This window comes from Candidatus Pseudomonas phytovorans, from assembly GCA_029202525.1.
GTDB lineage: Bacteria > Pseudomonadota > Gammaproteobacteria > Pseudomonadales > Pseudomonadaceae > Aquipseudomonas > Aquipseudomonas phytovorans.
Window position 1 is genome coordinate 54,660 of sequence record CP119325.1, and the last position, 26,448, is coordinate 81,107.

Sequence of the window (26,448 nt, forward strand, 5' to 3'; positions counted from 1 at the left end):
GCGACGAGCACACACTCCCTCGCACTTCCCCAAGCATCACCCGCCCCATTCGGCGCGTGAGCGATTAGACTTGCCAGTTGCCAGATGACGAGACTGCCATGGCCGGGCTGATTCCCCAGAGTTTCATTGACGACCTGATCAACCGCCTCGACATCGTCGACGTGGTGAGTTCGCGCGTCCAGCTGAAAAAAACCGGCAAAAACTACTCCGCGTGCTGCCCGTTCCACAAGGAAAAGAGTCCTTCCTTTACGGTCAGCCCCGACAAGCAGTTCTATTACTGCTTCGGCTGCGGTGCCGGCGGCAACGCGCTGGGTTTCGTCATGGACCACGACAACCTGGACTTCCCCCAGGCTGTCGAAGAACTGGCCCGCGCCGCTGGCATGGAAGTGCCACGCGAGCAAGGCCGGCGCGACCAAAAGCCTCGCCAGCCAACCGACTCGCCGCTATACCCGCTGCTGGACGCCGCCTCGGAGTTCTACCGCCAGGCCCTGCGCAGCCACCCGACCCGCAAGGCCGCGGTGGACTACCTCAAGGGCCGCGGCTTGACCGGGGAGATCGCCCGCGATTTCTGCCTGGGCTTTGCCCCGCCCGGCTGGGACAACCTGCTCAAGCACCTGGGCGCCGACACCTTGCAGCAAAAGGTGATGATTGACGCCGGCCTGCTGATCGAGAACGCCGAAAGCGGCAAGCGCTACGACCGCTTCCGCGACCGGGTGATGTTCCCGATCCGCGACAGCCGCGGGCGCATCATCGCCTTCGGCGGCCGAGTGCTCGGCGATGACAAGCCCAAGTACCTGAACTCCCCAGAAACCCCGGTGTTTCACAAGGGCCAGGAACTGTACGGGCTGTACGAGGCGCGCAAGCACAACCGCAACCTCGACGAAATCATTGTCGTCGAGGGTTATATGGACGTCATCGCCCTGGCCCAGCAAGGCCTGCGCAATGCCGTGGCCACCCTCGGCACTGCCACCAGCGAAGAGCACCTCAAGCGCCTGTTCCGCGTGGTGCCCAACGTGCTGTTCTGCTTCGACGGCGACCAAGCCGGGCGCAAGGCTGCCTGGCGCGCACTGGAATCGACCTTGTCGAACCTGCAGGACGGCCGACGCGCGCGCTTCCTGTTTCTGCCTGAGGGCGAAGACCCGGACAGCCTGGTGCGTGCCGAAGGTACCGATGCCTTCAGGGCCCGTATCCACCAGCACGCTCAGCCGCTGGCGGACTACTTCTTCGAGCAACTGAGCGTAGAAGCCGATCCACGCTCGCTGGAAGGCAAGGCGCACATGGCCACCCTGGCCGCGCCGTTGATCGAAAAAGTCCCCGGCGCCAACTTGCGCCAGCTGATGCGCAACCGCCTGAGGGAAATTACCGGCCTCGACCCCCAGCAGGTCGAGCAGTTGGCGCAACAGGCGCCAGCGGCCAGTAGCGTGCCAGACTACGACCCTGGTTATGACTACGACGCCATGGCCAGCTACACCCCCGACTACGGCGACATGCCGCAGCACGACTTCGCCCCCGTTCACCAGGAACAGGAGTGGAAGCCGAACAAGGGCGGCGGCAAGAAGCAGTGGAGCGACAAGCCCTGGGACAAGAACCGCAAGGGCGGCAAGCCCTGGCAGCAACGTGACGAAGCACCGCCACGCGTGCCGGCACCGGTCGAACCACCCACCCTGGCTGCCCTGCGCACACTGCTGCACCACCCGTTACTGGCCGGCAAGGTGGAAGATGCCAGCCACTTCGCCGACGAACAACACCTGTACAGCCAGCTGCTGGTCGCACTGATCGAAGCCGCGCAGAAGAATCCTGGGCTAAGCTCAATGCAGTTGATCGCACGTTGGCACGGCACCGAACAGGGCCGCCTGCTACGGGCCCTGGCAGAAAAGGAATGGCTGATCGTGGCCGATAACCTTGAACAACAGTTTTTCGACACTATAACTAGCTTGTCCGCCCGCCAACGCGAGCGCAGCCTGGAACAACTGCTCAGGAAATCACGTCAAAGTGAATTGACCAGCGAGGAAAAAACCCAGCTCCTCGCCCTGCTGAGCCGATAGTTCCCGCACAAACGCCGACCTCATCTGGCGCGTGAGGCCCATGCTCGGGTATAATCCTCGGCTTGTTTTTTGCCCGCCAAGACCTTCAGTGGATAGGGTGTTATGTCCGGAAAAGCGCAACAGCAGTCTCGTATCAAAGAGTTGATCACCCGCGGTCGTGAGCAGGGCTACCTGACTTACGCGGAGGTCAACGACCACCTGCCTGAGGATATTTCAGATCCTGAACAGGTGGAAGACATCATCCGCATGATCAACGACATGGGGATCAACGTATTCGAGAGTGCTCCGGATGCGGATGCCCTTCTGTTGGCGGAAGCCGACACCGACGAAGCCGCGGCCGAAGAAGCCGCTGCTGCGTTGGCGGCAGTTGAAACCGATATCGGCCGCACGACCGACCCGGTGCGCATGTACATGCGCGAAATGGGTACCGTCGAGCTGCTGACCCGCGAAGGCGAGATCGAAATCGCCAAGCGTATCGAGGAAGGCATTCGTGAAGTGATGGGCGCTATCGCCCACTTCCCGGGCACTGTCGATTACATTCTCGGCGAATATGACCGCGTCACCACCGAGGGTGGGCGTCTGTCCGACGTGCTCAGCGGTTACATCGACCCTGACGACAACATCGCCGCTCCGACCGAAGAGGTGCCGGTTCCTGGCGCCAAGGCCGCAGCCGCGAAGGAAGAGTCCGACGACGAAGAGGAAGAGTCCGAAAGCAGTGACGACGAGGAAGAGACCGAGAGCGGTCCGGACCCTGTAGTCGCAGCCCAGCGTTTCGGTGCGGTATCCGACCAGCTTCAGGCGACTGTCAAGGTCGTGAAGAAGAACGGTCGTGCCCACAAGGAAAGCATCGCGGCCCTGCAAGCCCTCGCCGACCTGTTCATGCCGATCAAGCTGGTACCCAAGCAGTTCGAGGTACTGGTAGAGCGTGTTCGTGATGCCCTGAACCGTCTGCGTCAGCAAGAGCGCGCCATCATGCAGCTGTGCGTGCGTGATGCCCGCATGCCGCGTGCCGACTTCCTGCGCATGTTCCCGAGCAACGAAACCGACCAGACCTGGAGCGGTGACCTGGCCAAGCGCAACACCAAATGGGCTGCCGCCCTGGGTGAAAAGGACGCCGCCATCGTTGCTTGCCAGCAGAAGCTGATCGACCTTGAGACCGAAACCGGCCTGACCGTTGCCGAGATCAAGGACGTCAACCGTCGCATGTCGATCGGTGAAGCCAAGGCCCGTCGCGCCAAGAAAGAAATGGTCGAGGCGAACCTGCGTCTGGTGATTTCCATCGCCAAGAAGTACACCAACCGTGGCCTGCAGTTCCTCGACCTGATCCAGGAAGGCAACATCGGCTTGATGAAGGCGGTGGACAAGTTCGAATACCGTCGCGGCTACAAGTTCTCGACTTACGCCACCTGGTGGATCCGTCAGGCGATCACCCGTTCGATCGCCGACCAGGCACGCACCATTCGTATTCCGGTGCACATGATCGAGACGATCAACAAGCTCAACCGTATTTCCCGCCAGATGTTGCAGGAAATGGGTCGTGAACCGACCCCGGAAGAGCTGGGTGAGCGCATGGAGATGCCTGAGGACAAGATCCGCAAGGTACTGAAGATCGCCAAAGAGCCGATCTCCATGGAAACTCCGATCGGTGACGACGAAGATTCGCACCTGGGCGACTTCATCGAGGACTCCACCATGCAGTCCCCGATCGACGTGGCCACGGTCGAAAGCCTCAAGGAAGCCACCCGTGACGTGCTCTCGGGCCTGACTGCACGCGAAGCCAAAGTGCTGCGCATGCGTTTCGGTATCGACATGAACACCGACCACACCCTCGAAGAGGTGGGCAAGCAGTTTGACGTAACGCGTGAGCGGATCCGTCAGATCGAAGCGAAGGCGTTGCGCAAGTTGCGCCACCCGACTCGCAGCGAACATCTGCGCTCCTTCCTCGACGAGTGATGACAAAACCCCGGCCCAGGCCGGGGTTTTTCTTTTCCGCCTTTTGAAACAGTACGGCTCCTGTAGAAGCGCCCCCTCTGCAAGGCCCTGTTGTATTTGACAAAAGGGCGCACCTTTCGCCCTACGCCTGCCGCAATGCCCGTCTACACTCGACGTCAGACTCCCTGATTGCGAGGCCGCTATGCCACTTATGCCGGCCATTCTGTTGCTGCTCCTGATTTTGTGGACCACGACGGCCGGCGCCCTGACCCTGACAGACGAGGAAAAAGCCTGGTTGGCTGCCCATCCGCAGCTGAGCCTGGGCGTAGACGCCTCTTGGCCACCGTTCGAGTTTCGCGACCAGGAGGGCCGGTACCAGGGATTGGCCGCCGATTACATCGCCACGATCCAGCAACGCCTGGGCGTGACCCTCAAACCGGTCGAACCCAGCAGCTGGACCGAGGTACTGGCGCAGGCGCGGGAAAACCGCATCGACCTGCTACCCGGCATCATGTCCACCCCCGAACGCCAGGGCTACCTGGCGTTCACCCGCCCGTACCTCGATTTCCCTATCGTCATCCTCGCCCACAAAGGCGGCGCACAACCGCGCAAACTGGACGACCTGTACGGCCTGAAGATTGCCGTGGTCGAGAACTACGCCCCGCACGAACTGCTGCGTACCCATCACCCGGACCTCAACCTGGTGGCCCTGCCCAATGTGAGCTCTGCACTGCAAGCCTTGGCCACCGATCAAGTGGACGCAGTGGTCGGCGACCTGGCTTCAAGCATCTGGAGCCTGCGCCAGCTCAAACTCGACGGCCTCTACGTCAGTGGTGAAACACCCTACCGCTACCAGCTGGCCATGGCAGCACCGCGCGACAACAAAGTGCTGGTGGGCATTCTGGACAAGGTCATGGCCGACATGAGCAGCGGCGAAGTCAGCCAGATCCAGCAGCGCTGGGTAGGCAATGTGGTCGACCAACGCATGTTCTGGTCCGACCTGTTGGTATATGGCCTGCCAACGGTGCTGCTGCTGATGGCCGTACTGGCCGTGGTCATTCGTATCAACCGCCGCCTCAGCTCGGAAATATCCCGACGCATCGCCCTGGAGCAGGAGTTGCGCAGCAGCGAATACCACTACCGCGGCCTGGTCGAGAGCCTTTCAGCCATCGCCTGGGAAGCCGATGCCAACGACTTCACATACAGCTACGTCTCGCCGCATGCCGAGGACCTGCTTGGCTACCCGCTGAGTGACTGGCTCAAACCGGGCTTCTGGCGCAGCATCCTGCACCCGGAAGACGCCCTCTGGGCTCAAGCCTACTGCGACAGCGAAACCGCAGCCGGGCGCGACCATAGCCTGGACTATCGGGTGATCCGCGCCGATGGCCAGCCACTGTGGGTACGCAATATCGTCAGCATGATCGAACACGGGCACCAGCCGGTGATGCGTGGGCTCATGATCGACATCAGCGAAACCAAGCGCACCGAAGACGCCCTGCGCCTGTCCGAGCAAAAGTTCGCCTCGGTGTTCCAGCAATGCCCCGACATCTTGCTGATTGCCCGCCACAGCGACGGCTGCCTGCTGGAGGTGAACGAAGCGTTTGAAGAGCAGATCGGCCTGACCCCAGGCCAGGTGATTGGCCGCACCGCCACCGACCTGAACCTGTGGGGGGTCGAAGGCAGCGGCCCGCGGGTGCTCGAACGCCTGCACGAAGGCGGCATCCGCAACCTGGAAATGAGCTTTCGCCGCAGTAATGGCCAGCTCTTCACCGGCCTGACTTCGGCCGAAACCTTCGAGCTCGACGGCACCCCTGCACTGGTCGTGGCAGTGCGCGACATCAGCCAGCTCAAGGAAACCCAGGGGCAACTGCAAACCTCGGAAGAGAAATTTGCCAAGGCATTCCACGCCTCGCCCGACGGCCTGCTGCTGTCGCGTCAAAGCGACGGATTGCTGCTTGAGGTGAACGAAGGTTTCTGCCGCCTCACCGGCTATGACCTCAACCCGACCATCGACCAGACCTCACTTGACCTGGGTATCTGGGTCGACCTCAACGAACGCAGACGCATGGTCGACCAGCTCAACCACGATGGCTTCGTGCGGGACTTCACCTGCCACATCCGCCGCAGCGACGGGCAAATCCGCCTGTGCGAGCTGTCTGCCAGGCCCCTGCCGATTGCCGGCGTCGATTGCATGCTGACCATCGCCCGCGACATCACCGAGCGCCACTTGATGCAGGAAAAACTGCAGCTGGCCGCTACCGTGTTCGAGAACACCGCCGAAGGCGTGCTGATCACCGACATCGATCAGCGCATCAGTGCCGTCAACCGCGCCTTCAGCGAAATCACTGGCTACAGCGAGATCGAAGCCCTCGGCCAGACCCCACGCCTGCTTGCCTCCGGCCAGCACGACAGCGCCTTCTATGCCGCCATGTGGCACCAGCTTACCGCCGAAGGCCACTGGCAAGGCGAGATCTACAACAAGCGCAAGAACGGCGAACTGTACCCCGGTTGGCTGACCATCAGCGCCGTGCGCAACAGCGAACGCGAGATCACCCACTTCGTTGCCGTGTTCGCCGACATTTCCAGCCTCAAGCATGCCCAGGCCAAGCTCGACTACCAGGCCCACCACGACCCGCTGACTGGCCTGCCCAACCGTGCCTTGTTCGAGAACCGCCTGCAGGCCGTGCTCACCTGCGCCCAGGTGTCCAACCGCCAGGGCGCGGTGCTGTTCCTCGACCTCGACCGCTTCAAGCACATCAACGACAGCCTCGGCCACCCGGTCGGCGACTTGCTGCTCAAGGGTATCGCCCAGCGCCTGAAGGAGCAGGTACGTGACGTCGACACCGTGGCCCGCCTGGGCGGCGACGAGTTCATCATCCTGCTGCCCGGCCTGCACAAGCCCAGTGACGCCAGTACCATCGCCAACAAGCTGCTGACCTGCTTCATCGCACCTTTCCAGGCTGGCGAGCACGAGTTCTTCACCAGCGCCAGCATCGGCATCAGCCTGTACCCACAAGACGGCACCGACGTTGCCACACTGATCCGCAACGCCGACGCTGCCATGTACCGCTCCAAAGCCAAAGGCCGCAACCGCGTCGAAGCCTACACCCGCGACCTCACCGCCCAGGCCAGCGAGCGCATCGCCCTGGAGCACGAACTGCGCCGTGCCGTCGAACGCAACGAAATGAGCCTGTGCTTCCAGCCCAAGCTCAGCCTCAAGACCCAGGCCCTGGTCGGCGCCGAGGCGCTGATCCGCTGGAGCCACCCAACCTTTGGCGAAGTCCCGCCGGAGCACTTCATTCACCTGGCGGAAGACAACGGCACCATCCTCCAGCTGGGCGACTGGGTACTGGAACAAGCCTGCCGGCAGATGCAGGCCTGGAAGCTGCACTACGAACCCTTCGGCCCATTGTCGATCAACCTGGCCGGCGCCCAGCTACGCCAGCCGCACCTCGCCCGACGCATCGAACAGTTGCTCAAGCACTACCAGCTCAAGGCCGGTGACCTGCAGCTGGAAATCACCGAAAACTTCATCATGAGCCAGGCGGAAGAAGCCCTGGCCGTGCTCCACCAGTTGAAAAAACTGGGCGTGCAGCTGGCCATCGACGACTTTGGTACCGGCTATTCATCGCTGAGCTATCTCAAGCGCCTGCCGCTGGACATTCTCAAGATCGACAAGTCGTTCATCCGCGGCCTGCCCGACGACCCGCACGATGCCGCCATCGCCCGGGCGATCATTGCCCTGGGCCGCAGCATGCAACTGACCATCATTGCCGAAGGCGTAGAGAACCAGGCTCAGCAGCGCTTCCTGGCAGCCGAAGGATGCGAGCAGATCCAGGGCTACATCGTCAGCTTGCCGCTGCCGGCCGAGGAGTTCGCGGCTACGTTTCTTCGCATAGCACTATCGGATCTTTCAGATGGCACAGGTGCGAAACCCTCGTTATAATCCGCCCACTTACTGAGGGCCTATAGCTCAGTTGGTTAGAGCAGAGGACTCATAATCCTTTGGTCCACGGTTCAAGTCCGTGTGGGCCCACCAAATACGAAAGCCGCGCAAATGCGCGGCTTTTTCGTTCTCGCGTCCTGGCTGAAGCGCTTTCCGATACCAAGCCGCTCTCACAAGATTCCCTCTGCAAAACTGCCGGTGAACCAACGCGGCGACAATCCAGTCCGGCACCTGCGCCCCAGGGGTAACAGCCGCGATCCACACAAATTGTTACCAATTCAAAAATACTCTTTTCCAGACTGCTTGATTTATCCAGTCCGTACAGCGTTTTAAACTAAAAACAACGCCAGCATCTTTTGCCCGGCACTGGATATCGAACATCTCGTCAAAACTTGTTTTGACCCATCACGCAACACCACCGTGCTGACCTGCAGCCAGGATCAAAGGCATGCCTTCTATCGCGCTGACGCCCATGGCGAACTTTGCCTCTGGCGAAGCCGTGCACCGCTTTTTTGTACGCACCACCCGCAAGAACCAACAACGGCCCACTGACTGGCCTGGTTGCTCGCACCCTGACGGAACAGCCATGTACTTACCCACAGAGCTCACACAACTATGACGGATGACAAAAGTTTTAACGCCGGGAGGCGCTCATTAAGCAATGCTGCACGACTGCTTTTTTCGCTACTTGTAATAGCTGTAGCGGTGGCATTGATTTACGGCGGTTCCAAACTTCTGGCACTGGGCGGATCGAGTTACTACTTGCTTGCGGGACTTGCCTACGCCGTGCTGGCCGTATTGGTATTCCTGCGCAAGCGTATCAGTACTGTAATTTCCATCCTGATATTCCTTGCTACCTGCGCCTGGGCATTTTACGAGGTGGGCCAGTTCAGCTACTGGCAACTGCTGCCTCGCCTGGTCGTTCCAGCCATCATCCTGACCCTGAGCCTGTGGGTGGGTGCTGCACTGCCCAACACCGCTCCGGCCACACGCCGAGCTGCCAATCGCTGCGGCTTTGCTGTGTTCCTGGCATTGATCGCCACGTTCGTAGCTGCCTTTTTCCCGCATGGCGGCATTTCGAACCCAATCGCTGCAGTTAGCCAACCAAACCCTGACGAAATCTCCAATGTCCCGGGAAACTGGGAGTTCTTCGGGCGTAACGCCTCGGGGACGCGCTTCGCCCCATACACCCAAATCACCCCGGAAAACGTCAAGGACCTGCAAGTTGCCTGGACCTACCGGACCGGCCGTAGAACCACGGGGGCAGGGGCAGGTGTCGACGAGAACACGCCTTTGCAGATCGGCAACGTCCTGTACTCGTGCACACCGGAAAATCTGATCACAGCGCTTGATGGCGATAGCGGCAAACCCCTGTGGAAATTCGACCCCCACGCAAAAAGCGCAGAGCATGTAACTTGCCGTGGCGTGGGCTATTACGACATCGACAGCGATGACAGCCTGAGCGCCGAGGTGAAAGCCTCTCACGCCAGTGAGCAACAATGCCGCCAGCGCATCCTGGTATCGTCGGTCGATGCCCGGCTGTTTGCCTTGGATGCACACACCGGCGCCCTGTGCCCGACCTTCGGCGAGGCCGGTTACGTTGACCTCAAGAAAGGCATGGGGCCAACGGAAAACAGCAAGCGCTATCACCCGACGTCCCTGCCGGTCGTGATGGGCCACCTCACGGTGGTGGGTGGCTGGGTGCGTGACATCGTAGCTGGCGAGCCTTCCGGCGCCGTGCGCGCATTCGATGTGCTGACCGGTGCGTTGGTATGGGCCTGGGATGTCGGTGCGCCTGAAGGCACGGACACAGCGGCAGCTGACCATCAGTTCGCGCTTGAAACACCTAACGTATGGACCATTCCCACCTACGACAAAGAACTGAACCTGGTCTACCTGCCTACCGGTAATGGCCCACCTGACTATTGGGGTGGCGACCGCAATCAGGTGAAAGAAAAGTTCGGCACAGCGATCGTCGCAGTCGATGCATCGACGGGTAAGGCCAAGTGGGTTTTCCAGACTGTCCATCATGATGTCTGGGACTACGACCTGCCTTCGCAACCCGTACTTTACGAGATGAGGAACGCACAAGGGGTGAAAACCCCGGTCCTGATCCAGACCACCAAGACCGGCCATATCTTCGTACTGGACCGCCGCACTGGCGAACCAGTCACTGAAGTGCAGGAGCGCCCCGTTCCCACTTCTCCGGCTGCAGAAGGCGAACGCCTGTCACCGACCCAGCCATACTCGTCTGGCATGCCAGTCATTGGTGCAGACCCGTTGACCGAAAAGTCGATGTGGGGCGTGTCCACGTTCGACCAGCTCTACTGCCGGATCATGTTCAAGGACTCTGTGTACGTCGGCCCGTTCACACCGCCCACTGAAAAGCCGTACATCGAATGGCCCGGGCTGTTGGGCGGCATGAACTGGGGTGGCATTTCGATTGATGAAAATACCGGCATGATGTTCGTCAATGACATGCGCATGCCGCTGCGCATGTCGTTGGTAACCAAGGAAGACACGCGCAAGTACAAAGTGTCGACCGATGAGGTGCCGGGCTTTATGGGCACTATCCGCCCACAGGTCGCGGGTATCTATGGTGGCGTGAAAATCGACATCCTCCAGTCCCCGCTGGGCGTGCCTTGCAATACGCCACCATTCGGCAGCATGAGCGCCATTGACCTCAACACCCAGAAGCTGGTGTGGCAGGTACCAATGGGCACGGTTCAGGATACTGGCCCACTGGGGATCAAGACGCACATGCAGATCCCGCTGGGTATGCCGACACTTGGCGGGCCAACTTCAACCGCATCCGGCCTGGTGTTCTTCGCTGGCACCCAGGATTACTACCTGCGCGCCCTTGATTCGGCAACCGGCAAGGAAGTGTGGAAGGCCCGCTTGCCAGTAGGTGCCGTAGCAGCACCGCTGATCTACAAGTCCCCCAAGACCGGCAAGCAGTATGTGGTGATCTCGGCTGGCGGCATGAGCCACTCGCCAGATGTGGGCGATTACATCATCGCCTACGCCCTGCCTGACAGCATCAAGCCGTAACGCCTCGTTGCTGCAGGACGAAAAATCCCCGCTCGCGGGGATTTTTTTCCCGCCAGTGATCCATCACGCAAATGCCTGAACTGCTCACCATTTCTCAAGCAAGGGAGCCCGCCCAACATGTCATTACCTTTCCGCGCCGTGCTGCTCAGCAGCCTGTGCAGCGGTTTGTCTCTCTGCCTTCTGCCTCTGTCCTGCGCACTGGCCGATAGTGCCAACCTGATGACCCAACCTACCCTCACCGGCAACTGGGGCGGGCAGCGCCAGAAGCTGGCAGACCAGGGCATAAAGCTGACAGGCGACTACACCTCAGAAACCCTTTCCAACCTGCATGGCGGTATCAAGCGCGGTACCCGCTATGCACAACAAATACGTTTGGGCGCTCAGTTGGACTTGAGCAAACTGCTCGACATTCCAGATGCCGGACGCGTGCAAGTGCTGATCAACGACCGCCGCGGCCATAGCGCCACGGAGGACCTGATTGGCAATCGCATGTCCGCGCAAGAAATCTACGGGGGCGAGTACACCCGGCTGACTGAACTGAGTTACCAGCGCAACCTGTTTTCGCCAGCCCTGTCCGCCAAAGTCGGTTACATGGTCATGGGCACCGAATTCGGCGGAATGCCGATCCTGGCCAACTTTGTCAGTGCCGGTTTTTGTGCACATCCGCTTACCATGTCCAGCGGGAGTGGCTGGGGCAACTACCCGACAGCACATTGGGGTGGCGAGTTACGCTATGACGTGAACCCGTCGCTAACGCTGCAAACGGCACTGTTCCAGGTAAACCCGGACTACAACGCTCGCGTATCCAAAGCGTTCGCCATGCCCAGTAACGGCACCACGGGCGCGATCCTGCCACTGGAGGCGATCTTCAATAACCGTGCATTTCTCGATGGCCAGTACAAAGTTGGCTGGTATTACGACACGTCCGACTACCCCAAGATTGGCGGCGACGGCAAAAGCAGCAGCCGCACCGGCGCTTACCTGCTGGTCGACCAGGCAATCTGGCGTGATGAGCAGGACCCGGCCAGCGTCCTGAGAGTGTTCGGGCAAGCAGCCACCAGTAACGCCGCGACCTCGCCAATGCGCCGCTGGTACTCGCTGGGTCTGGTCAAACAGAAGCCGTTTGCCAGCCGCCCGCATGACGCCATTTCCTTTGGCTATGGCCGCGCCGTCATCAACCCGCGCACGCGGGATGCGCAGGAAGCTGCTGCCGCACCCACAGAAGACGTTGCCGTCGTTGCCGGCCTCGACAGCGGCGAGCAAGTGCTGGAACTCAACTACGGTGCACAAGTAACACCGTGGCTACTGCTGCGCCCGGATTTGCAGTACTACATCGAGCCCGGTGCGTTCTTTGGCAAGCAAAGGGGTAATGCACTGGCTGCGGGTGTGCAGATCAAGATGACCTTCTGACAGGCCGCATTTCGACCTGCCGCGGGTTGTAGAAAGTCATCCCGGCCGGAATATCCCGCATAACCAGCGACATTGCGCCAATCACCACGTCGTCGCCAATGTCGATGCAGTCGGCAACGATGCAACTGTTGGCGCCCATGCTCACATTGTCGCCAATGCGCAGGGCGTACTCATCCAACCCGAGCGTCTTGATGCCGATCGAGCAGTTCTGCCGGATGAAAAAATTGCGCCCGATGCTCACGTACCGGGTAATCACCACCCCTGGCAAGTGCGCAATGCGCAGGCCGGGCGCGATCTGTGCGCCGATGTCGATGTCCACCGCATACTTGAGGTTGAGCCGCTGTTGCATGCGCCGGGCGTGACGCCGGGCCAGGCCGCCACGGGCGTGGAGGTACTGGGCCAGGCGGTAGGCGAAGAGGAAACGCAGTTTGTTGTCCTTGCGCGCACGGCGCAGCACGTTGAACAGCAGGCTGATACGGCGTCCCGGCCTTTTCTTGCTGGAGACTTCCAGTCGCCAGCATTCGAGCAGGTGGTCGAGGTTCACGCTGAGGTTCTCGTTGGACTACCGGTTCATAATGCCGAAGGGAAAGCCTTCCGGCCAGCACGGTTCACAGTGACCGATTGTACCCGGCCTTGCCCTGCTTACCGTCCGCTCGCTAGGCTAGCAGGCCAACCGTAGAGACTCGCCATGTCGGACTCCCGCTCCATCACGCTGGATGAAATCGATCGCCAGCTGATCGCCCTGCTGCAGATCAACGCCCGCGAAAGCGTCGCCACCCTCGCCCGCCAGCTGGGCATCGCCCGCACCACCGTCAACTCGCGCCTGGAGCGGCTGGAGAAGAACAAGGTCATCTCCGGCTATGGCGTGCGCCTGGGCCAGAGTGTGATAGGCGGCGGGCTGCAGGCGTATGTGGGGATCAAGGTGCAACCGCGCTCCGGCAAGGAAGTGGTGCGGCGCCTGAGTGCCATGGGCCAGGTGCAGCAGCTGTGTGCAGTAAGCGGCGAATTTGACTATGTGGCTTGGCTGCGCACGGATTCACCCGAACAGCTGGACCAGTTGCTCGACCAGATCGGCAGTGTCGACGGGGTGGAGAAAACCACCACGTCGATCATTCTCAGCAGCAAGGTGGATCGCGGGCAGCCGGTCTGAGCGGTCCTCTGGACCGCCGTCAAATATCTGGAAGCGCAACGCTGAATCCAGCAGTCGATGCCACACCTGCGTTACTTGCTGCAATTCATTCGGGCTTAGGCGCAGCTCCAATGCGTAATAGGCTGGTTACAGGCAGGTTGACAGGCCTCCACACCACCCCCAAACTATACGTAGATAACGTACGAATAATGGCCGCAGTTTTTGTTGAGCTTCCTCCGTTCGAACGCCATCGTCCCAGCTACCTGAGCGACGAAGACTTTCGCTCCTTGCAACAGCTCTTGTTGAAGAACCCGCTGGCTGGAGATTTGATCCAAGGCACAGGTGGCCTCAGAAAACTGCGGTTTTCAGACTCCCACCGCCAGAAGGGCAAGCGGGGCGGCATCCGCGTCATCTACTACTTCTGGCTTCCGGGGGCGCAGTTCTGGCTGTTTACCCTATACGGCAAAGACATGCAGGATGACTTGACCGACTCCCAGCGAAAAGCACTGAAAACCCTGCTCGAACGCGAATACCTGACGAGGACCAATCATGCCGCGCAACCTGTTCACTGAGCTCACGGAAGGCTTCGACGCTCTGGCGCAAGAACGCCAAGGCAAGAAGACCCTGCGCTCGCACAAAGTCAGCTTCACAGAACTGGCCACGTTGGCTCCAAACGAACTGCTGGAACTGCGCCAGCGTCTCAACATGTCCAGGGCACTGTTCGCGAACTATCTACGGACCAACGCCAGGACGCTGGAGAACTGGGAGCAAGGCCGTTCCAAGCCCAATGCGCAGGCTGTTGCGCTGATTCGACTTGTGCAGAAATACCCCGAGACGGTGGATCACCTGGCATCCGTGAACTGATTCGTCATAATTTATCTTTCATTAGTGAATATGACGACTAAAGCTACATTAAGACACCACTCTGCACCTTAATTACGAACACCCCACTCCCTAAAATGACCCCCAGGCATCTCCTATACTCAGGCTCCGCCACCCGCGTAGCCTCTCTGGCAAGGTCACTTCATGAACAAGAAAAACCGCCACCCCGCCGACGGCAAGCAGCCGATCACCATCTTCGGCCCGGACTTCCCGTTCGGCTTCGACGACTGGCTGGAACACCCCGCAGGCCTGGGCAGCATCCCGGCCGAGCGCCATGGTGAAGAAGTGGCCATCGTGGGTGCCGGTATCGCCGGCCTGGTGGCGGCCTACGAGCTGATGAAGCTGGGCTTGAAGCCGGTGGTGTACGAGGCCTCCAAGCTGGGTGGTCGGCTGCGTTCGCAGGCCTTCAACGGCACCGACGGGATCATCGCCGAACTCGGTGGCATGCGCTTCCCGGTGTCGTCCACCGCCTTCTACCACTACGTGGACAAGCTGGGCCTTGAAACGAAGCCCTTCCCTAACCCGCTGACCCCGGCCTCGGGCAGCACAGTGATCGACCTGGAAGGCCAGACCTACTACGCCGAAAAAACCACCGACCTGCCCAAGCTGTTCCACGAAGTGGCCGATGCCTGGGCCGACGCGCTGGAAAGCGGCGCCCAGTTCGCCGACATCCAGCAAGCCATCCGCGACCGGGATGTACCGCGCCTGAAGGAGCTGTGGAACAAGCTGGTGCCACTGTGGGATGACCGCACCTTCTACGACTTCGTCGCCACCTCGCGCTCGTTCGCCAAACTGAGCTTCCAGCACCGCGAGGTGTTCGGCCAGGTCGGCTTTGGCACCGGCGGCTGGGACTCGGACTTCCCCAACTCGATGCTGGAAATTTTCCGCGTGGTAATGACCAACTGCGACGACCACCAGCACCTGGTCGTCGGCGGTGTGGAGCAAGTTCCGCAAGGTATCTGGCGTCATGTGCCGGAGCGCTGCGCCCACTGGCCGGAGGGCACCAGCCTGAGCGGCCTGCATGGCGGCGCGCCGCGCACCGGGGTCAAGCGCATTGCCCGTGCCGCCGATGGCCGCCTGGCAGTCACCGACAACTGGGGCGACACCCGGCACTACGGCGCCGTGCTCGCCACCTGCCAGACCTGGCTGCTGACCACACAGATCGACTGTGAGGAGTCGCTGTTCTCGCAAAAGATGTGGATGGCCCTGGACCGCACCCGCTACATGCAGTCGTCGAAGACATTCGTCATGGTCGACCGGCCCTTCTGGAAGGACAAAGACCCGCAAAGCGGCCGCGACCTCATGAGCATGACCCTCACCGACCGCCTCACCCGCGGCACCTACCTGTTCGACAACGGCGACGACAAGCCGGGGGTGATCTGCCTGTCCTACGCCTGGATGAGCGACGCCCTGAAGATGCTGCCGCACCCGGTGGAAAAGCGCGTGCAGCTGGCCCTGGATGCATTGAAGAAGATTTACCCGAAGACCGACATCGCCGGGCACATCATTGGCGACCCGATCACCATTTCCTGGGAGGCCGACCCGCACTTCCTGGGAGCCTTCAAAGGCGCACTGCCCGGCCACTACCGCTACAACCAGCGCATGTACGCGCACTTCATGCAGCAGGACATGCCTGCCGAGCAGCGCGGCATGTTCATCGCCGGTGACGACGTGTCGTGGACCCCGGCGTGGGTGGAAGGCGCGGTGCAGACGTCGCTGAATGCGGTGTGGGGTATCATGAACCACTTCGGTGGCCAGACCCACCCCGACAACCCCGGCCCGGGCGATGTGTTTGACGAAATCGGCCCGATCGCCCTGGCAGACTGACCCAAGGAGGCACCATGCGCATTGCTCTATTCCAGGGCGCCCCCAAGCCACTGGACGTACCCGGCAACCTGCAACGGCTGCGCCACCAGGCGCAGCTGGCAGCCGAACGCGGCGCGCAACTGCTGGTGTGCCCGGAGATGTTCCTGACCGGCTACAACATCGGCCTGGCCCAGGTCGAGCGCCTGGCCGAAGCCGCCGATGGCCCGGCGGCGATGGAGGTGGTGGAGATCGCCCGGGCGCACCGCATTGCTATTGTCTACGGCTACCCTGAGCGTGGTGATGATGGGGCGATCTATAACAGTGTGCAGTTGATCGATGCGCACGGCCGCAGCCTGAGCAACTACCGCAAGACTCACCTGTTCGGTGAGCTGGACCGTTCGATGTTCAGCGCAGGCCCCGATCACTTCCCGGTGGTGGAACTGGACGGGTGGAAAGTCGGCCTGCTGATCTGCTACGACATCGAGTTCCCGGAAAATGCCCGACGCCTGGCGCTGGCTGGCGCCGAGCTGATTCTGGTGCCCACGGCGAACATGACACCCTACGATTTTGTCTGCCAGGTGACCGTGAGGGCGCGGGCGCAGGAAAACCAGTGCTACCTGGTGTATGCCAATTATTGCGGCTCGGAAGACGAGATCCAGTATTGCGGGCAGAGCAGCATCATCGGCCCGGACGGCAGCCTGCTGGCCATGGCCGGGCGGGATGAGTGCCAGTTGCTGGCAGAGCTTGAGCATGAGCGGGTGGTGCAAGGGCGGCAGGCATTTCCTTACCTGAATGATTTGCGCCAGGAGCTGCACCTGCGTAAAGGCTGATGGCCCCTTCGCGGGCACGCCCGCTCCCACAGGGACAGCGTGATTTGTAGATCCACGCCAATCCTGTGGGAGCGGGCGTGCCCGCGAAGAGGCCGGGCCTGCAAACAAATGGGTTAGCATGGTCAGCAGCTACCGGAGCCCCCATGCCTGACGCCACCCGCCACCTCACCCTCGCCAACGGCCTGCAGCTGACCCTGCGCCACGCCCCGCGCCTTAAACGCTCGGCCGCCGCATTGCGGGTGCACGCGGGCAACCACGACGCGCCAGGCAAATGGCCCGGCCTTGCCCACTTTCTCGAACACCTTTTCTTCCTCGGCACCGCGCGATTTCCGCTGGACGATGGCCTGATGCGCTACGTGCAAGCCCTCGGCGGCCAGGTCAACGCCAGCACCCGCGAGCGGGCCACCGACTTCTTCTTTGAAGTACCGCCCAACGCCCTGGCCGGAGGCCTTGAGCGCCTGTGCCAGATGCTGGCAGAACCGGACCTGGGCATCGAGCGCCAACGCCGCGAACGCGAAGTAATCCACGCCGAGTTTATCGCCTGGTCGCGCAACCCGCAGGCTCAACAGCAATTCGCCTTGCTGCAATCCGTATCGCCGGGCCATCCGCTCGGCGCTTTTCACGCGGGTAACCGACACACCCTGGCCTTGCAGGATCCGGCCTTCCAGCAAGCGCTTGCGGGCTTTCACCAGCACTACTACCAAGGCGGTCAGATCGTCTTGAGCCTGTGTGGCCCACAGTCGCTCGATGAGCTGGAACAGTTGGCCAGGCAACATGCCAGCCTGTTCGCGACGGGCACGCGGGCGCCACAAACGCAGCCACCACGACTGTCGCCAACCGACGCGCGCCTGGTTTTCACCCATGAACAGCTCCCGCCAGGTGCCGAGCAGGCCCTGGAATTACTGATCAGTTGCCTCGGCGACAACCGCCCTGGTACCTGGCTGAATGCGCTTGGCCAACGTGGCAGGCTGCAAAGCTTCAAGGCCGAGGTGCTGTACGCCTTCGCCGGGCAGTTGCTCTGGCACATCGACCTGCAGCTCAGCGCAGACGCCAACCCGGACGAAGCAGATGCCCTGCTGCAAGGCTGGATCAGTTTCATCCGCCAGGCCGACCTTGAGCAGATGAACCACGAATTCGGCCTGCTGCAGCGCAGCCGCGAACGCAGCGCCAGCGCGCTTGAACTGGCTCGGCGGGACAGCACAGGCCAGCCGTTCAGCAGCCTGGACAAGCAAGGTCTGCAGGCCCTGAATGCGCTGATAAACGGCCTGCCTGCCCACGCGCACGGGCAATGGCAACTGCCCCCGGTCGACCCCTTGCTGATGGCCGAATTGCCCAATGCCGCAGGGCAACCGCTGCCCGCGGCTCTGAAAATCAGCGATCTGCTGCCTGGCGCTCGCCAGTACGCCGCACTTTACCTGCGCTGGCACGTGCCTTCGCCTTCTCGCGAGCGCTTGCAAGGCGTGCTTGAACAGGCGCTCGCTCCACTGCAGGCGCGCTGCGAGCGCGCGTCGGTGCAACTGCTGTTCAGTGCCGTTGGCGACTACTGGCAATTACGCTGCGCCGGGCAACCGGCAGCAGTGCTTCGGTCGGTGGAGCAGGCCCTGGCACTGATGCTCAAGCCAGAAGCAAGTTGCTGGCAGCCCTGCGCGGCAACGCGACCGCCACTGATCCCCATCAGGGCCTTGCTCAAGCAACTGCCCGACGCAGTCCTCGGCGCCCACCCCGCCAGCGGGCCTGCCTGCACCCCGGCACAGCCGCAGCTCGACAGCCTGTGGCAGCACGCACACTGGCATGGCCTTGCCACAGGCTTCGACGATGCCGCGCTATGCGCCTTGGGTACTGCGTTGCAGCACTGCCCTGGGCAAGGCTCGCTGCCTGGGCCCCTGCCCACATGGGCCACACACCGTTGGCAGCACGCCGAAGTACCGGGCAGTGAACACGCCCTGCTGCTGTTCTGCCCATTACCTGCAACCAGCGAAGCCAGCGGCCGGCTGCTTGCGCAACTGTTGCAAGGGCCGGTTTACCAACGGCTGCGGGTAGAACTGCAACTTGGCTACGCGGTGTTCAGTGCCTTTCGTCAGGTCGAAGGGGTCGGCGGCCTGTTGTTCGGGGTGCAGTCGCCACATACCCGCCAGGGGCAGATCCTCGACCACCTGCTTACCCTGCTGCGCCAAGGGATCACGCTGGATCCGGACGCATGCAGGGCCTTGGCCGGGCAATTCGAAGAGCCCGCAATGGCCAACGCCGACGTCGCCGAATGGGCATGGCAGACACACCTGGCTACACAACCCGGCACGCTGGATCAACTACGCAAGGCTATCTTGAAGACGCGGCAGACGGATCTGGACCAGCTGCTGGGCACCCTGCTCGATAAGAATTGCCCTTGGCTCTGCTTGGCCAACGCTGCCGCGCCAGCCCCTTCATGGCAATGAGCAAGCTGCCGATTGTTACGCCATCTGCAAGGGCGCTTTTCGAATAATTAACCTTTCGGTACAAAATTTTCTTGTAAGATAACGCAATCCCAGTTTCAGGGAACTGCCGCAGCATTGGCGGTACCCAAGTAGTAGCTGAGCAACCCAACCCTCATTCGGAAGGAGTAATTCCATGTGGACCAAACCTGCTTACACTGACCTGCGTATCGGCTTCGAAGTCACCATGTACTTCGCAAACCGCTAAGCCGGGCTTGCGCTTCAACGCCTCGGCCTGCCGGGGCGTTTTCGTTTTTACGACACGGTTTCTGCATAGAGAGTGGCCATGTACATTCAGGTTCTCGGCTCCGCCGCCGGTGGCGGGTTCCCGCAGTGGAACTGCAACTGCGTCAACTGCAAGGGCTACCGTGACGGCAACCTGCGGGCCACGGCGCGCACCCAGTCGTCCATCGCCCTGTCCGACGACGGCGTGCACTGGGTGCTGTGCAATGCCTCGCCCGACATCCGCGCCCAACTCCAGGCCTTTGCGCCGATGCAGCCCGCCCGCGGCCTGCGCGACACCGGCATCAACGCCATCGTCCTGCTGGACAGCCAGATCGACCACACCACCGGCCTGCTCAGCCTGCGTGAGGGCTGCCCGCATCAGGTGTGGTGCACCGACATGGTCCACCAGGACCTGACCACCGGTTTCCCGCTGTTCAACATGCTCAGCCACTGGAACGGTGGCCTGCAGTGGAACCGCATCGGGCTGGAAGGCAGCTTCGTGATCGACGCCTGCCCCAATCTGCGCTTCACCCCATTCCCGCTGCGCAGCGCCGCACCGCCTTATTCGCCACACCGCTTCGACCCGCACCCTGGCGACAACCTGGGTTTGATGGTCGAAGACACCCGCACCGGCGGCAAGCTGTTCTACGCCCCGGGCCTGGGCCAGGTAGACGACAACCTGCTGGCGATGATGCACGGCGCCGACTGCCTGCTGGTCGACGGCACCCTGTGGGAAGACGACGAAATGCAGCGCCGTGGCGTCGGTACCCGCACCGGCCGCGAGATGGGCCACCTGGCGCAGAACGGCCCTGGCGGCATGCTGGAAGTGCTCGACGGCTTCCCGCGCCAGCGCAAGGTACTTATCCACATCAACAACACCAACCCGATACTCGATGAGGACTCCCCCGAGCGCGCCGAAGTCCTGCGCCGCGGTGTGGAAGTGGCCTTCGATGGCATGAGCATCGAGTTGTAAGGAGGCCTGATGAGCGACGCACTGCCAATGTCCCCTGCCGAATTCGAGCAGGCCCTGCGCGCCAAGGGCGCCTATTACCACATCCATCACCCGTTCCACGTGGCGATGTACCAGGGGCGCGCTACCCGCGAGCAGATCCAGGGCTGGGTAGCCAATCGCTTCTACTACCAGGTCAACATCCCGATGAAGGACGCCGCGATCCTGGCCAACTGCCCGGACCGCGAAGTACGCCGCGAGTGGATTCAGCGCCTGCTTGACCACGACGGCGCACCCGGCGAGGACGGTGGCATCGAAGCCTGGCTGCGCCTGGGCCAGGCCGTCGGCCTCGACCCGGACCAGCTGCGCTCCCAGGAGCTGGTACTGCCCGGTGTACGCTTTGCCGTGGACGCCTACGTCAACTTTGCCCGCCGCGCCAGCTGGCAGGAAGCCGCCAGCAGCTCGCTGACCGAACTGTTCGCCCCGCAAATCCACCAGTCGCGCCTGGACAGCTGGCCGCAGCACTATCCGTGGATCGACCCGGCCGGCTACGAGTACTTCCGCACCCGGCTGGGCCAGGCCCGACGTGACGTGGAGCACGGCCTGGCGATTACCTTGCAGCACTACACCACCCGCGAGGGCCAGGAGCGTATGCTGGAGATCCTGCAGTTCAAGCTGGATATCCTCTGGAGCATGCTCGACGCCATGAGCATGGCCTACGAGCTGAACCGCCCGCCTTATCACTCTGTCACCCAGGACCGGGTGTGGCACAAGGGGATCACCCTATGAGTTTCGACCGCAATCAGGTGCCGAACTGGCGCGCTGGCTACCGCTTCCAGTACGAGCCGGCGCAAAAGGGCCATGTGTTGCTGTACCCCGAGGGCATGATCAAGCTCAACGAAAGCGCCAGCCTGATCGGTGGCCTGATCGACGGCCAGCGCGACGTGGCGGCCATCATCAGCGAACTCGAACAGCAATTCCCCGATATTCCTGAAGTAGCCGAAGACATCGAGCAGTTCATGGAGGTGGCCCGTGCCGAACACTGGATCGTCCTTGCCTGAATTGCCTCCTACGCCGGAGGTCGGCCTGCCTCTGTGGTTGCTGGCCGAACTCACCTACCGCTGCCCGCTGCAGTGCCCGTACTGCTCCAACCCGCTGGACTTTGCCGCCCAGGGCCAGGAGCTGAGCACCGAGCAGTGGTTCAAGGTAATGGCCGAAGCGCGGGAAATGGGCGCCGCGCAAATCGGCTTTTCCGGCGGTGAACCGCTGGTGCGCCAGGACCTTGCCGAGCTGATCGGCGAAGCCCGCCGGCTGGGTTACTACACCAACCTGATCACCTCGGGCATCGGCCTGACCGAAGCGCGCATCGCCGGCTTCAAGAAGGCCGGCCTGGACCATATCCAGATCAGCTTCCAGGCCAGTGACGAGCAGGTCAACAACCTGTTGGCAGGCTCGAAGAAGGCCTTTGCGCAAAAGCTGGAAATGGCCCGTGCGGTAAAAGCCCACGGCTACCCGATGGTGCTCAACTTCGTCACCCACCGGCACAACATCGACAAGATCGACCGCATCATCGAGCTGTGCATTGCCCTGGACGCCGACTTCGTCGAGCTTGCCACCTGCCAGTTCTACGGCTGGGCCCACCTCAACCGCCTGGGGCTGCTGCCGACCCGTGCGCAACTGGAGCGGGCCGAGCGCATTACCAACGAATACCGGGACAAGCTCAAGGCCGAGGGCAACCCGTGCAAGCTGATCTTCGTCACCCCGGACTACTACGAAGAGCGCCCCAAGGCCTGCATGAATGGCTGGGGCAACCTGTTCCTCACCATCACCCCGGACGGCACCGCGCTACCCTGCCACGGTGCCCGGCAGCTGCCGGTGCAGTTCCCCAATGTACGCGAACACAACCTGCACCATATCTGGTATGAGTCGTTCGGTTTCAACCGCTTCCGTGGTTATGAGTGGATGCGCGAACCGTGCCGCTCCTGTGACGAAAAAGAAAAGGACTTTGGCGGATGTCGCTGCCAGGCCTTCATGCTGACCGGCGATGCCAGCAACGCCGACCCTGTGTGCGCCAAGTCGGCCGACCACGGCATCATCCTCAAGGCCCGCGAGGAGGCGGAAACCGCCCGGCTCGCCATTGAACAGATGACCTTCCGCAATGATCGAAACTCCCGTGTCATCGCCCGCGGCTGAATTCAGCTCGGCCCAAGCGGTTGCCGCCGGCACCGACTTTGCCGAACTCAAAGCCAGCGCCGACGGGCTTTTCTGGATCGAATTTCGCCCGGCCGATGGCGCTTGCCGTATCTGGCACTGGCTGTTCCACCAAGCCCGCTGCCTGACGCCAGATGGCTTCAGCGTGCGCAGCCGCGTGTACGAATATGGCGGTGGCAGCTTCTGCCTAGGTGGCAACGGGCTGGTGTTCGTCAACGAAAAGGACCAGCAGGTCTACACCCAGCCGCTGGACGACTTGCCACCGCGCGCGCTGACCCACGATGCCAGCTGCCGCTACGGCGATGTGCAGTGGCACGCCGGCCAGGTGCTGGCCGTCGAGGAGCGCCATGCCGGGCAGGTAGAACATCGCCTGGTCGCCTTGGGTGAAAGCAGCCGCGAGGTACTTGCCGAGGGCGCCGATTTCTATGCCTCACCCACTGTGAGTGGCGATGGCATGCGCCTGGCGTGGATCGAATGGGACCGCCCGGCACAGCCCTGGACCGTCACCCGGCTGATGTGTCGCACACGGGATGCCAGCGGCCACTGGGGGCCGGAGCAGTGTGTAGCCGCTGCTGGCGAGTCGCTGCAACAGCCGCGGTTCGATGCCGAGGGCCGGCTCTACTGCCTGTCCGATCGTAATGGCTTCTGGCAACCCTGGGGTGAAGCCGATGGCCACTGGCAGGCGTTGCCTGCGGGGCCTGCGGACCACGCGGCCGCGCCTTGGCAACTCGGCACCTGTACCTGGTTGGCGTTGAGCCCGCAAAGCTACCTGGCCAGCTGGTTCAAGGATGGCTTCGGGCAATTGGGGCTGCGTCAGGAAGATGGCCGCTTGGAACGTTTCGCCAGTGCCTATACACGCTTTCGCAGCCTGGCCATGGATGCCCAACACCTCTATGCCATTGCCGCCTCGCCCATCAGCCCACCAGCAGTGATTGCCATCGACCGCATCAACCATGAGGTACGCGTGCTGGCCGGTGGTGCCGAGATGCTGCCGGCAGAGCAGGTCAGCCTGCCACAGTCGATCCACTATGGCAGCGAGGGCGAGCAGGCCCATGGCTTCTTCTACCCTGCGGCACAGTCGCAAGGCGCCGCACCGCTGGTGGTGTTCATACACGGGGGGCCGACGTCGGCCTGCTATCCCGTGCTTGACCCACGCATCCAGTACTGGACCCAACGCGGCTTTGCCGTGGCCGACCTGAACTACCGGGGCAGCACCGGCTATGGCCGGGAATACCGCCAGGCATTGCACCTGCGCTGGGGCGAGAGCGATGTGGCCGATGCCTGCGCGGCGGTCGAGTACCTGGCGGCTCAAGGCCTGGTCGACAAACGCAAGGCGTTCATCCGCGGCGGCAGCGCCGGTGGCTACACCACCCTGTGCGCCCTGGCGTTCCACGACGTGTTTCGCGGTGGCGCCAGCCTGTACGGGGTCAGCGACCCGGTTGCCCTGGGCCGTGCCACGCACAAGTTCGAAGGTGATTACCTGGACTGGCTGATCGGCGACCCGCAGCAGGATGCCGAACGTTATCGCCAACGCACGCCACTGCTGCATGCGGGGCAGATCAAGGTACCGGTGATTTTCTTCCAGGGTGAGCTGGATGCCGTGGTGGTTCCGGAGCAGACACGCTCAATGCTGGCGGCATTGCAGGCTAACGGGATCGAGGCTGAGGGGCACTTCTACGCGCAGGAGCGACATGGGTTCCGTAAGGCAGAGAACCTGGCGCATGCATTGGAAGAAGAGTGGAAGTTCTACTGCCGGGTGTTGAGGGGCTGAGCTTCTGGGGCCGCTTTGCGGCCCATCGCGACACAAGGCCGCTCCTACAGGGATCGCGCAAACCTGAATGTGGCGCTGTACCTGTAGGAGCGGCCTTGCGTCGCGATGGGCTGCGCAGCAGCCCCAGCGGTGTCAGCGCTTGGCGATGATATATACCGCGTGCACGATCCCCGGAATGTACCCCAGCAAGGTCAGCAGAATATTTAGCCAGAATGCCCCGGCAAAACCCACCTGCAGAAACACACCCAGCGGCGGCAGCAAGATGGCGATGATGATGCGGATAAAGTCCATGCGAGTCTCTCCTGAAGGGGTTACATCACAGACTAGCCGCCCGCCGCAGAGGTTCCACAGGCAAAAAAAAACGCCCCGGGCCGAATGAAACAGGCCAGGGGCGATGCGCAGGAACGCCAGACGGTTCGTAGAATTCTTTAACGTGCCACTAAGCTGGAACTTCGCGGTGAGCCTGCTGCTGGGCATGCAGGCGGGCAAAGGCGCGGGCCAGGCGCAGCAGCATTTCGTCGATGTTGCCCTTGCTCACGGTCAGCGCCGGTGAAAAACGCACCACATCCGCTTGCGGGGCATTCAGCAGCAAGCCTTCGTGCAGGGCTGCCGCCACCAGTTCACGGGCCAGGTTGTCCTTCAGTTGCAGGGCCCACAGCAGGCCTTGCCCGCGCACTTCGCCTTGGCCATAACGCCCGGCCAGGCGGCTCAAGCCTTCACGCAGATGGCGGCCATGGTCTTGCACTTGAGCGAAGAAGCCAGGCTCCAGCACGGTATCCAGCACAGCCAGGCCTGCAGCGCACATCAGCGCATTGCCGTGGTGGCTGCCTTCCAGCTCGCCAGGCTCGGCGCAGCATGCCGTGCCCCGGGCGAGCAAGGCAGCCAGGGGCACACCGCCGCCCAGGCCCTTGCCCAAGGTGATGATGTCGGCGCGCACACCATAAAGCTCCTCGGCCAGCAGTGCGCCACAGCGGCCAATACCGGTCTGCACCTCATCGAGGATCAACAGGATGCCCAGTTCACGGCACAGTGTTTCCACGCCCTTGAGGTACGCCTGCGTGGCGGGGATGACACCCGCTTCGCCCTGGATAGGCTCAAGCATGATGGCCACGGTGCGCGAATCTACTGCAGCGTGCAGGGCGGCCAAGTCATTGAACGGCACCTTGCTGAAGCCCGGAAGGCCAGGTTCGCAGCGGTTGCATGGCAGCGGGTCGGACGCTGACAGCGCGCCCAGGCTGCGGCCATGACAGGCCTGGCTGGCAGTAATGATCTGGTAGGCGCCGTTGCGGTGCAGCTGGCCCCACTTACGCGCCAGTTTGATCGCACCTTCACAGGCCTCCGCGCCGCTGTTCAGCAGGTAGGCCTGCTCGCTGTCGGTGCTCTGGCACAGGCGGTTGACCAGCCCCAACAGGCCTCGGCTGTGATAGCCCGCGCCCGGATTGATCAGCGCCTGGGCCTGGTTGCCCAGCGCTTTCACCAGCACGCTGGGGCTGTGGCCCAGGCTGTTGACTGCGCCACCTTGGGTAAAGTCTAGATAGGCATGCCCTTGGTTGTCCCACAACCAGGAACCCTGACCACGCACGAACACCTGCGCTGCACGTTCGGCGCTGGGCATCAGGCGATCACGCGACAACTCGGCAGCTTGCGGCACCATCACCGGCGCCCGCTTGGGCTCGGCCGCAGCGGCAGGGGCCGAGCGGCGCAGGTTGAACAGGTTCATCAGGGCTCCAGCCAATCACGGTAAAGGGCGGCTACGGTGCGGTCTTGATGCCGACACTCTATATTTTGCCTTG

19 protein-coding genes, 1 tRNA gene and 1 pseudogene are annotated in these 26,448 nt (G+C 62.2%); 18 read left to right on the forward strand and 3 right to left on the reverse strand.

Annotation, left to right across the window (positions count from 1 at the left end):
* The first annotated feature begins 98 nt into the window (after window positions 1-98).
* The 6 genes and pseudogenes from dnaG (at window position 99) to P0Y58_00280 (ending at window position 12,384) form a co-directional block, all read left to right on the forward strand.
* Window positions 99-2,080, forward strand: a pseudogene (gene dnaG / locus P0Y58_00255) (DNA primase).
* A 67-nt stretch (window positions 2,081-2,147) separates the two neighbouring features.
* Complete coding sequence (gene rpoD, locus P0Y58_00260; GenBank protein WEK30658.1) at window positions 2,148-3,998, forward strand: RNA polymerase sigma factor RpoD; 1,851 nt, start codon at window positions 2,148-2,150, stop codon at window positions 3,996-3,998.
* Between the two features lie 181 nt (window positions 3,999-4,179).
* Window positions 4,180-7,923, forward strand: a complete 3,744-nt coding sequence (locus P0Y58_00265) for an EAL domain-containing protein (protein ID WEK30659.1) — start codon at window positions 4,180-4,182, stop codon at window positions 7,921-7,923.
* Between the two features lie 16 nt (window positions 7,924-7,939).
* A tRNA-Ile gene (locus P0Y58_00270) sits at window positions 7,940-8,016 on the forward strand.
* A gap of 522 nt (window positions 8,017-8,538) precedes the next feature.
* Window positions 8,539-10,974, forward strand: a complete 2,436-nt coding sequence (locus P0Y58_00275; GenBank protein ID WEK30660.1) for a membrane-bound PQQ-dependent dehydrogenase, glucose/quinate/shikimate family — start codon at window positions 8,539-8,541, stop codon at window positions 10,972-10,974.
* 117 nt (window positions 10,975-11,091) lie between these two features.
* On the forward strand, window positions 11,092-12,384 hold the full coding sequence (locus tag P0Y58_00280; GenBank protein ID WEK30661.1) for a carbohydrate porin: 1,293 nt from the start codon (window positions 11,092-11,094) through the stop codon (window positions 12,382-12,384).
* Here the strand turns inward: P0Y58_00280 and P0Y58_00285 are convergent.
* Window positions 12,368-12,928, reverse strand: a complete 561-nt coding sequence (locus tag P0Y58_00285; protein ID WEK30662.1) for a serine acetyltransferase — start codon at window positions 12,926-12,928, stop codon at window positions 12,368-12,370. The genes P0Y58_00280 and P0Y58_00285 overlap by 17 nt on opposite strands.
* Before the next feature lie 144 nt (window positions 12,929-13,072).
* Between P0Y58_00285 and P0Y58_00290 the strand changes: the two genes are divergently transcribed.
* The 12 genes from P0Y58_00290 (at window position 13,073) to P0Y58_00345 (ending at window position 24,655) form a co-directional block, all read left to right on the forward strand.
* Window positions 13,073-13,534 carry an Lrp/AsnC family transcriptional regulator gene (locus tag P0Y58_00290; GenBank protein WEK30663.1) on the forward strand — a complete coding sequence of 154 codons (462 nt, stop codon included), beginning with the start codon at window positions 13,073-13,075 and terminating at the stop codon, window positions 13,532-13,534.
* Between the two features lie 188 nt (window positions 13,535-13,722).
* Window positions 13,723-14,085, forward strand: a complete 363-nt coding sequence (locus P0Y58_00295; GenBank protein WEK30664.1) for a toxin — start codon at window positions 13,723-13,725, stop codon at window positions 14,083-14,085.
* Entirely contained in the window at window positions 14,063-14,377 is a 315-nt protein-coding gene (locus P0Y58_00300; protein WEK30665.1) for a transcriptional regulator, read from the forward strand. Before P0Y58_00295 ends, P0Y58_00300 begins: the two co-directional genes overlap by 23 nt.
* A gap of 162 nt (window positions 14,378-14,539) precedes the next feature.
* Window positions 14,540-16,222: an NAD(P)/FAD-dependent oxidoreductase gene (locus P0Y58_00305; GenBank protein ID WEK30666.1), complete on the forward strand. Its 1,683-nt coding sequence runs from the start codon at window positions 14,540-14,542 to the stop codon at window positions 16,220-16,222.
* Between the two features lie 14 nt (window positions 16,223-16,236).
* On the forward strand, window positions 16,237-17,031 hold the full coding sequence (locus P0Y58_00310) for a carbon-nitrogen hydrolase family protein (GenBank protein ID WEK30667.1): 795 nt from the start codon (window positions 16,237-16,239) through the stop codon (window positions 17,029-17,031).
* 143 nt (window positions 17,032-17,174) lie between these two features.
* Window positions 17,175-19,463 (forward strand): pyrroloquinoline quinone biosynthesis protein PqqF, encoded by a 2,289-nt coding sequence (pqqF, locus tag P0Y58_00315; GenBank protein ID WEK30668.1) that lies wholly within the window; start codon window positions 17,175-17,177, stop codon window positions 19,461-19,463.
* Window positions 19,464-19,635: 172 nt separating this feature from the next.
* Window positions 19,636-19,707, forward strand: coding sequence for a pyrroloquinoline quinone precursor peptide PqqA (pqqA, locus tag P0Y58_00320; GenBank protein WEK33246.1), 72 nt, complete (start codon window positions 19,636-19,638; stop codon window positions 19,705-19,707).
* 78 nt (window positions 19,708-19,785) lie between these two features.
* On the forward strand, window positions 19,786-20,697 hold the full coding sequence (pqqB, locus tag P0Y58_00325; protein ID WEK30669.1) for a pyrroloquinoline quinone biosynthesis protein PqqB: 912 nt from the start codon (window positions 19,786-19,788) through the stop codon (window positions 20,695-20,697).
* A gap of 9 nt (window positions 20,698-20,706) precedes the next feature.
* Window positions 20,707-21,462 (forward strand): pyrroloquinoline-quinone synthase PqqC, encoded by a 756-nt coding sequence (gene pqqC, locus P0Y58_00330; protein ID WEK30670.1) that lies wholly within the window; start codon window positions 20,707-20,709, stop codon window positions 21,460-21,462.
* The gene (gene pqqD, locus P0Y58_00335) at window positions 21,459-21,734 is read left to right on the forward strand and encodes a pyrroloquinoline quinone biosynthesis peptide chaperone PqqD (protein ID WEK30671.1); all 276 of its coding nucleotides are present in this window, start codon (window positions 21,459-21,461) and stop codon (window positions 21,732-21,734) included. The genes pqqC and pqqD overlap by 4 nt, the downstream gene beginning before the upstream one ends.
* 1 nt (window position 21,735) lies before the next feature.
* A complete protein-coding gene (gene pqqE / locus P0Y58_00340) occupies window positions 21,736-22,866 on the forward strand; it encodes a pyrroloquinoline quinone biosynthesis protein PqqE (protein WEK33247.1) in 1,131 nt (376 codons plus the stop codon).
* Entirely contained in the window at window positions 22,832-24,655 is a 1,824-nt protein-coding gene (locus tag P0Y58_00345) for a S9 family peptidase (protein WEK30672.1), read from the forward strand. The genes pqqE and P0Y58_00345 overlap by 35 nt, the downstream gene beginning before the upstream one ends.
* 132 nt (window positions 24,656-24,787) lie before the next feature.
* On the opposite strand, the gene P0Y58_00350 is transcribed toward P0Y58_00345, so the two are convergent.
* Both P0Y58_00350 and P0Y58_00355 read right to left on the reverse strand, forming a co-directional pair.
* Window positions 24,788-24,946, reverse strand: a complete 159-nt coding sequence (locus P0Y58_00350; GenBank protein WEK30673.1) for a YqaE/Pmp3 family membrane protein — start codon at window positions 24,944-24,946, stop codon at window positions 24,788-24,790.
* A gap of 148 nt (window positions 24,947-25,094) precedes the next feature.
* Complete coding sequence (locus P0Y58_00355) at window positions 25,095-26,375, reverse strand: aminotransferase class III-fold pyridoxal phosphate-dependent enzyme (GenBank protein WEK30674.1); 1,281 nt, start codon at window positions 26,373-26,375, stop codon at window positions 25,095-25,097.
* Window positions 26,376-26,448: the final 73 nt, after the last annotated feature.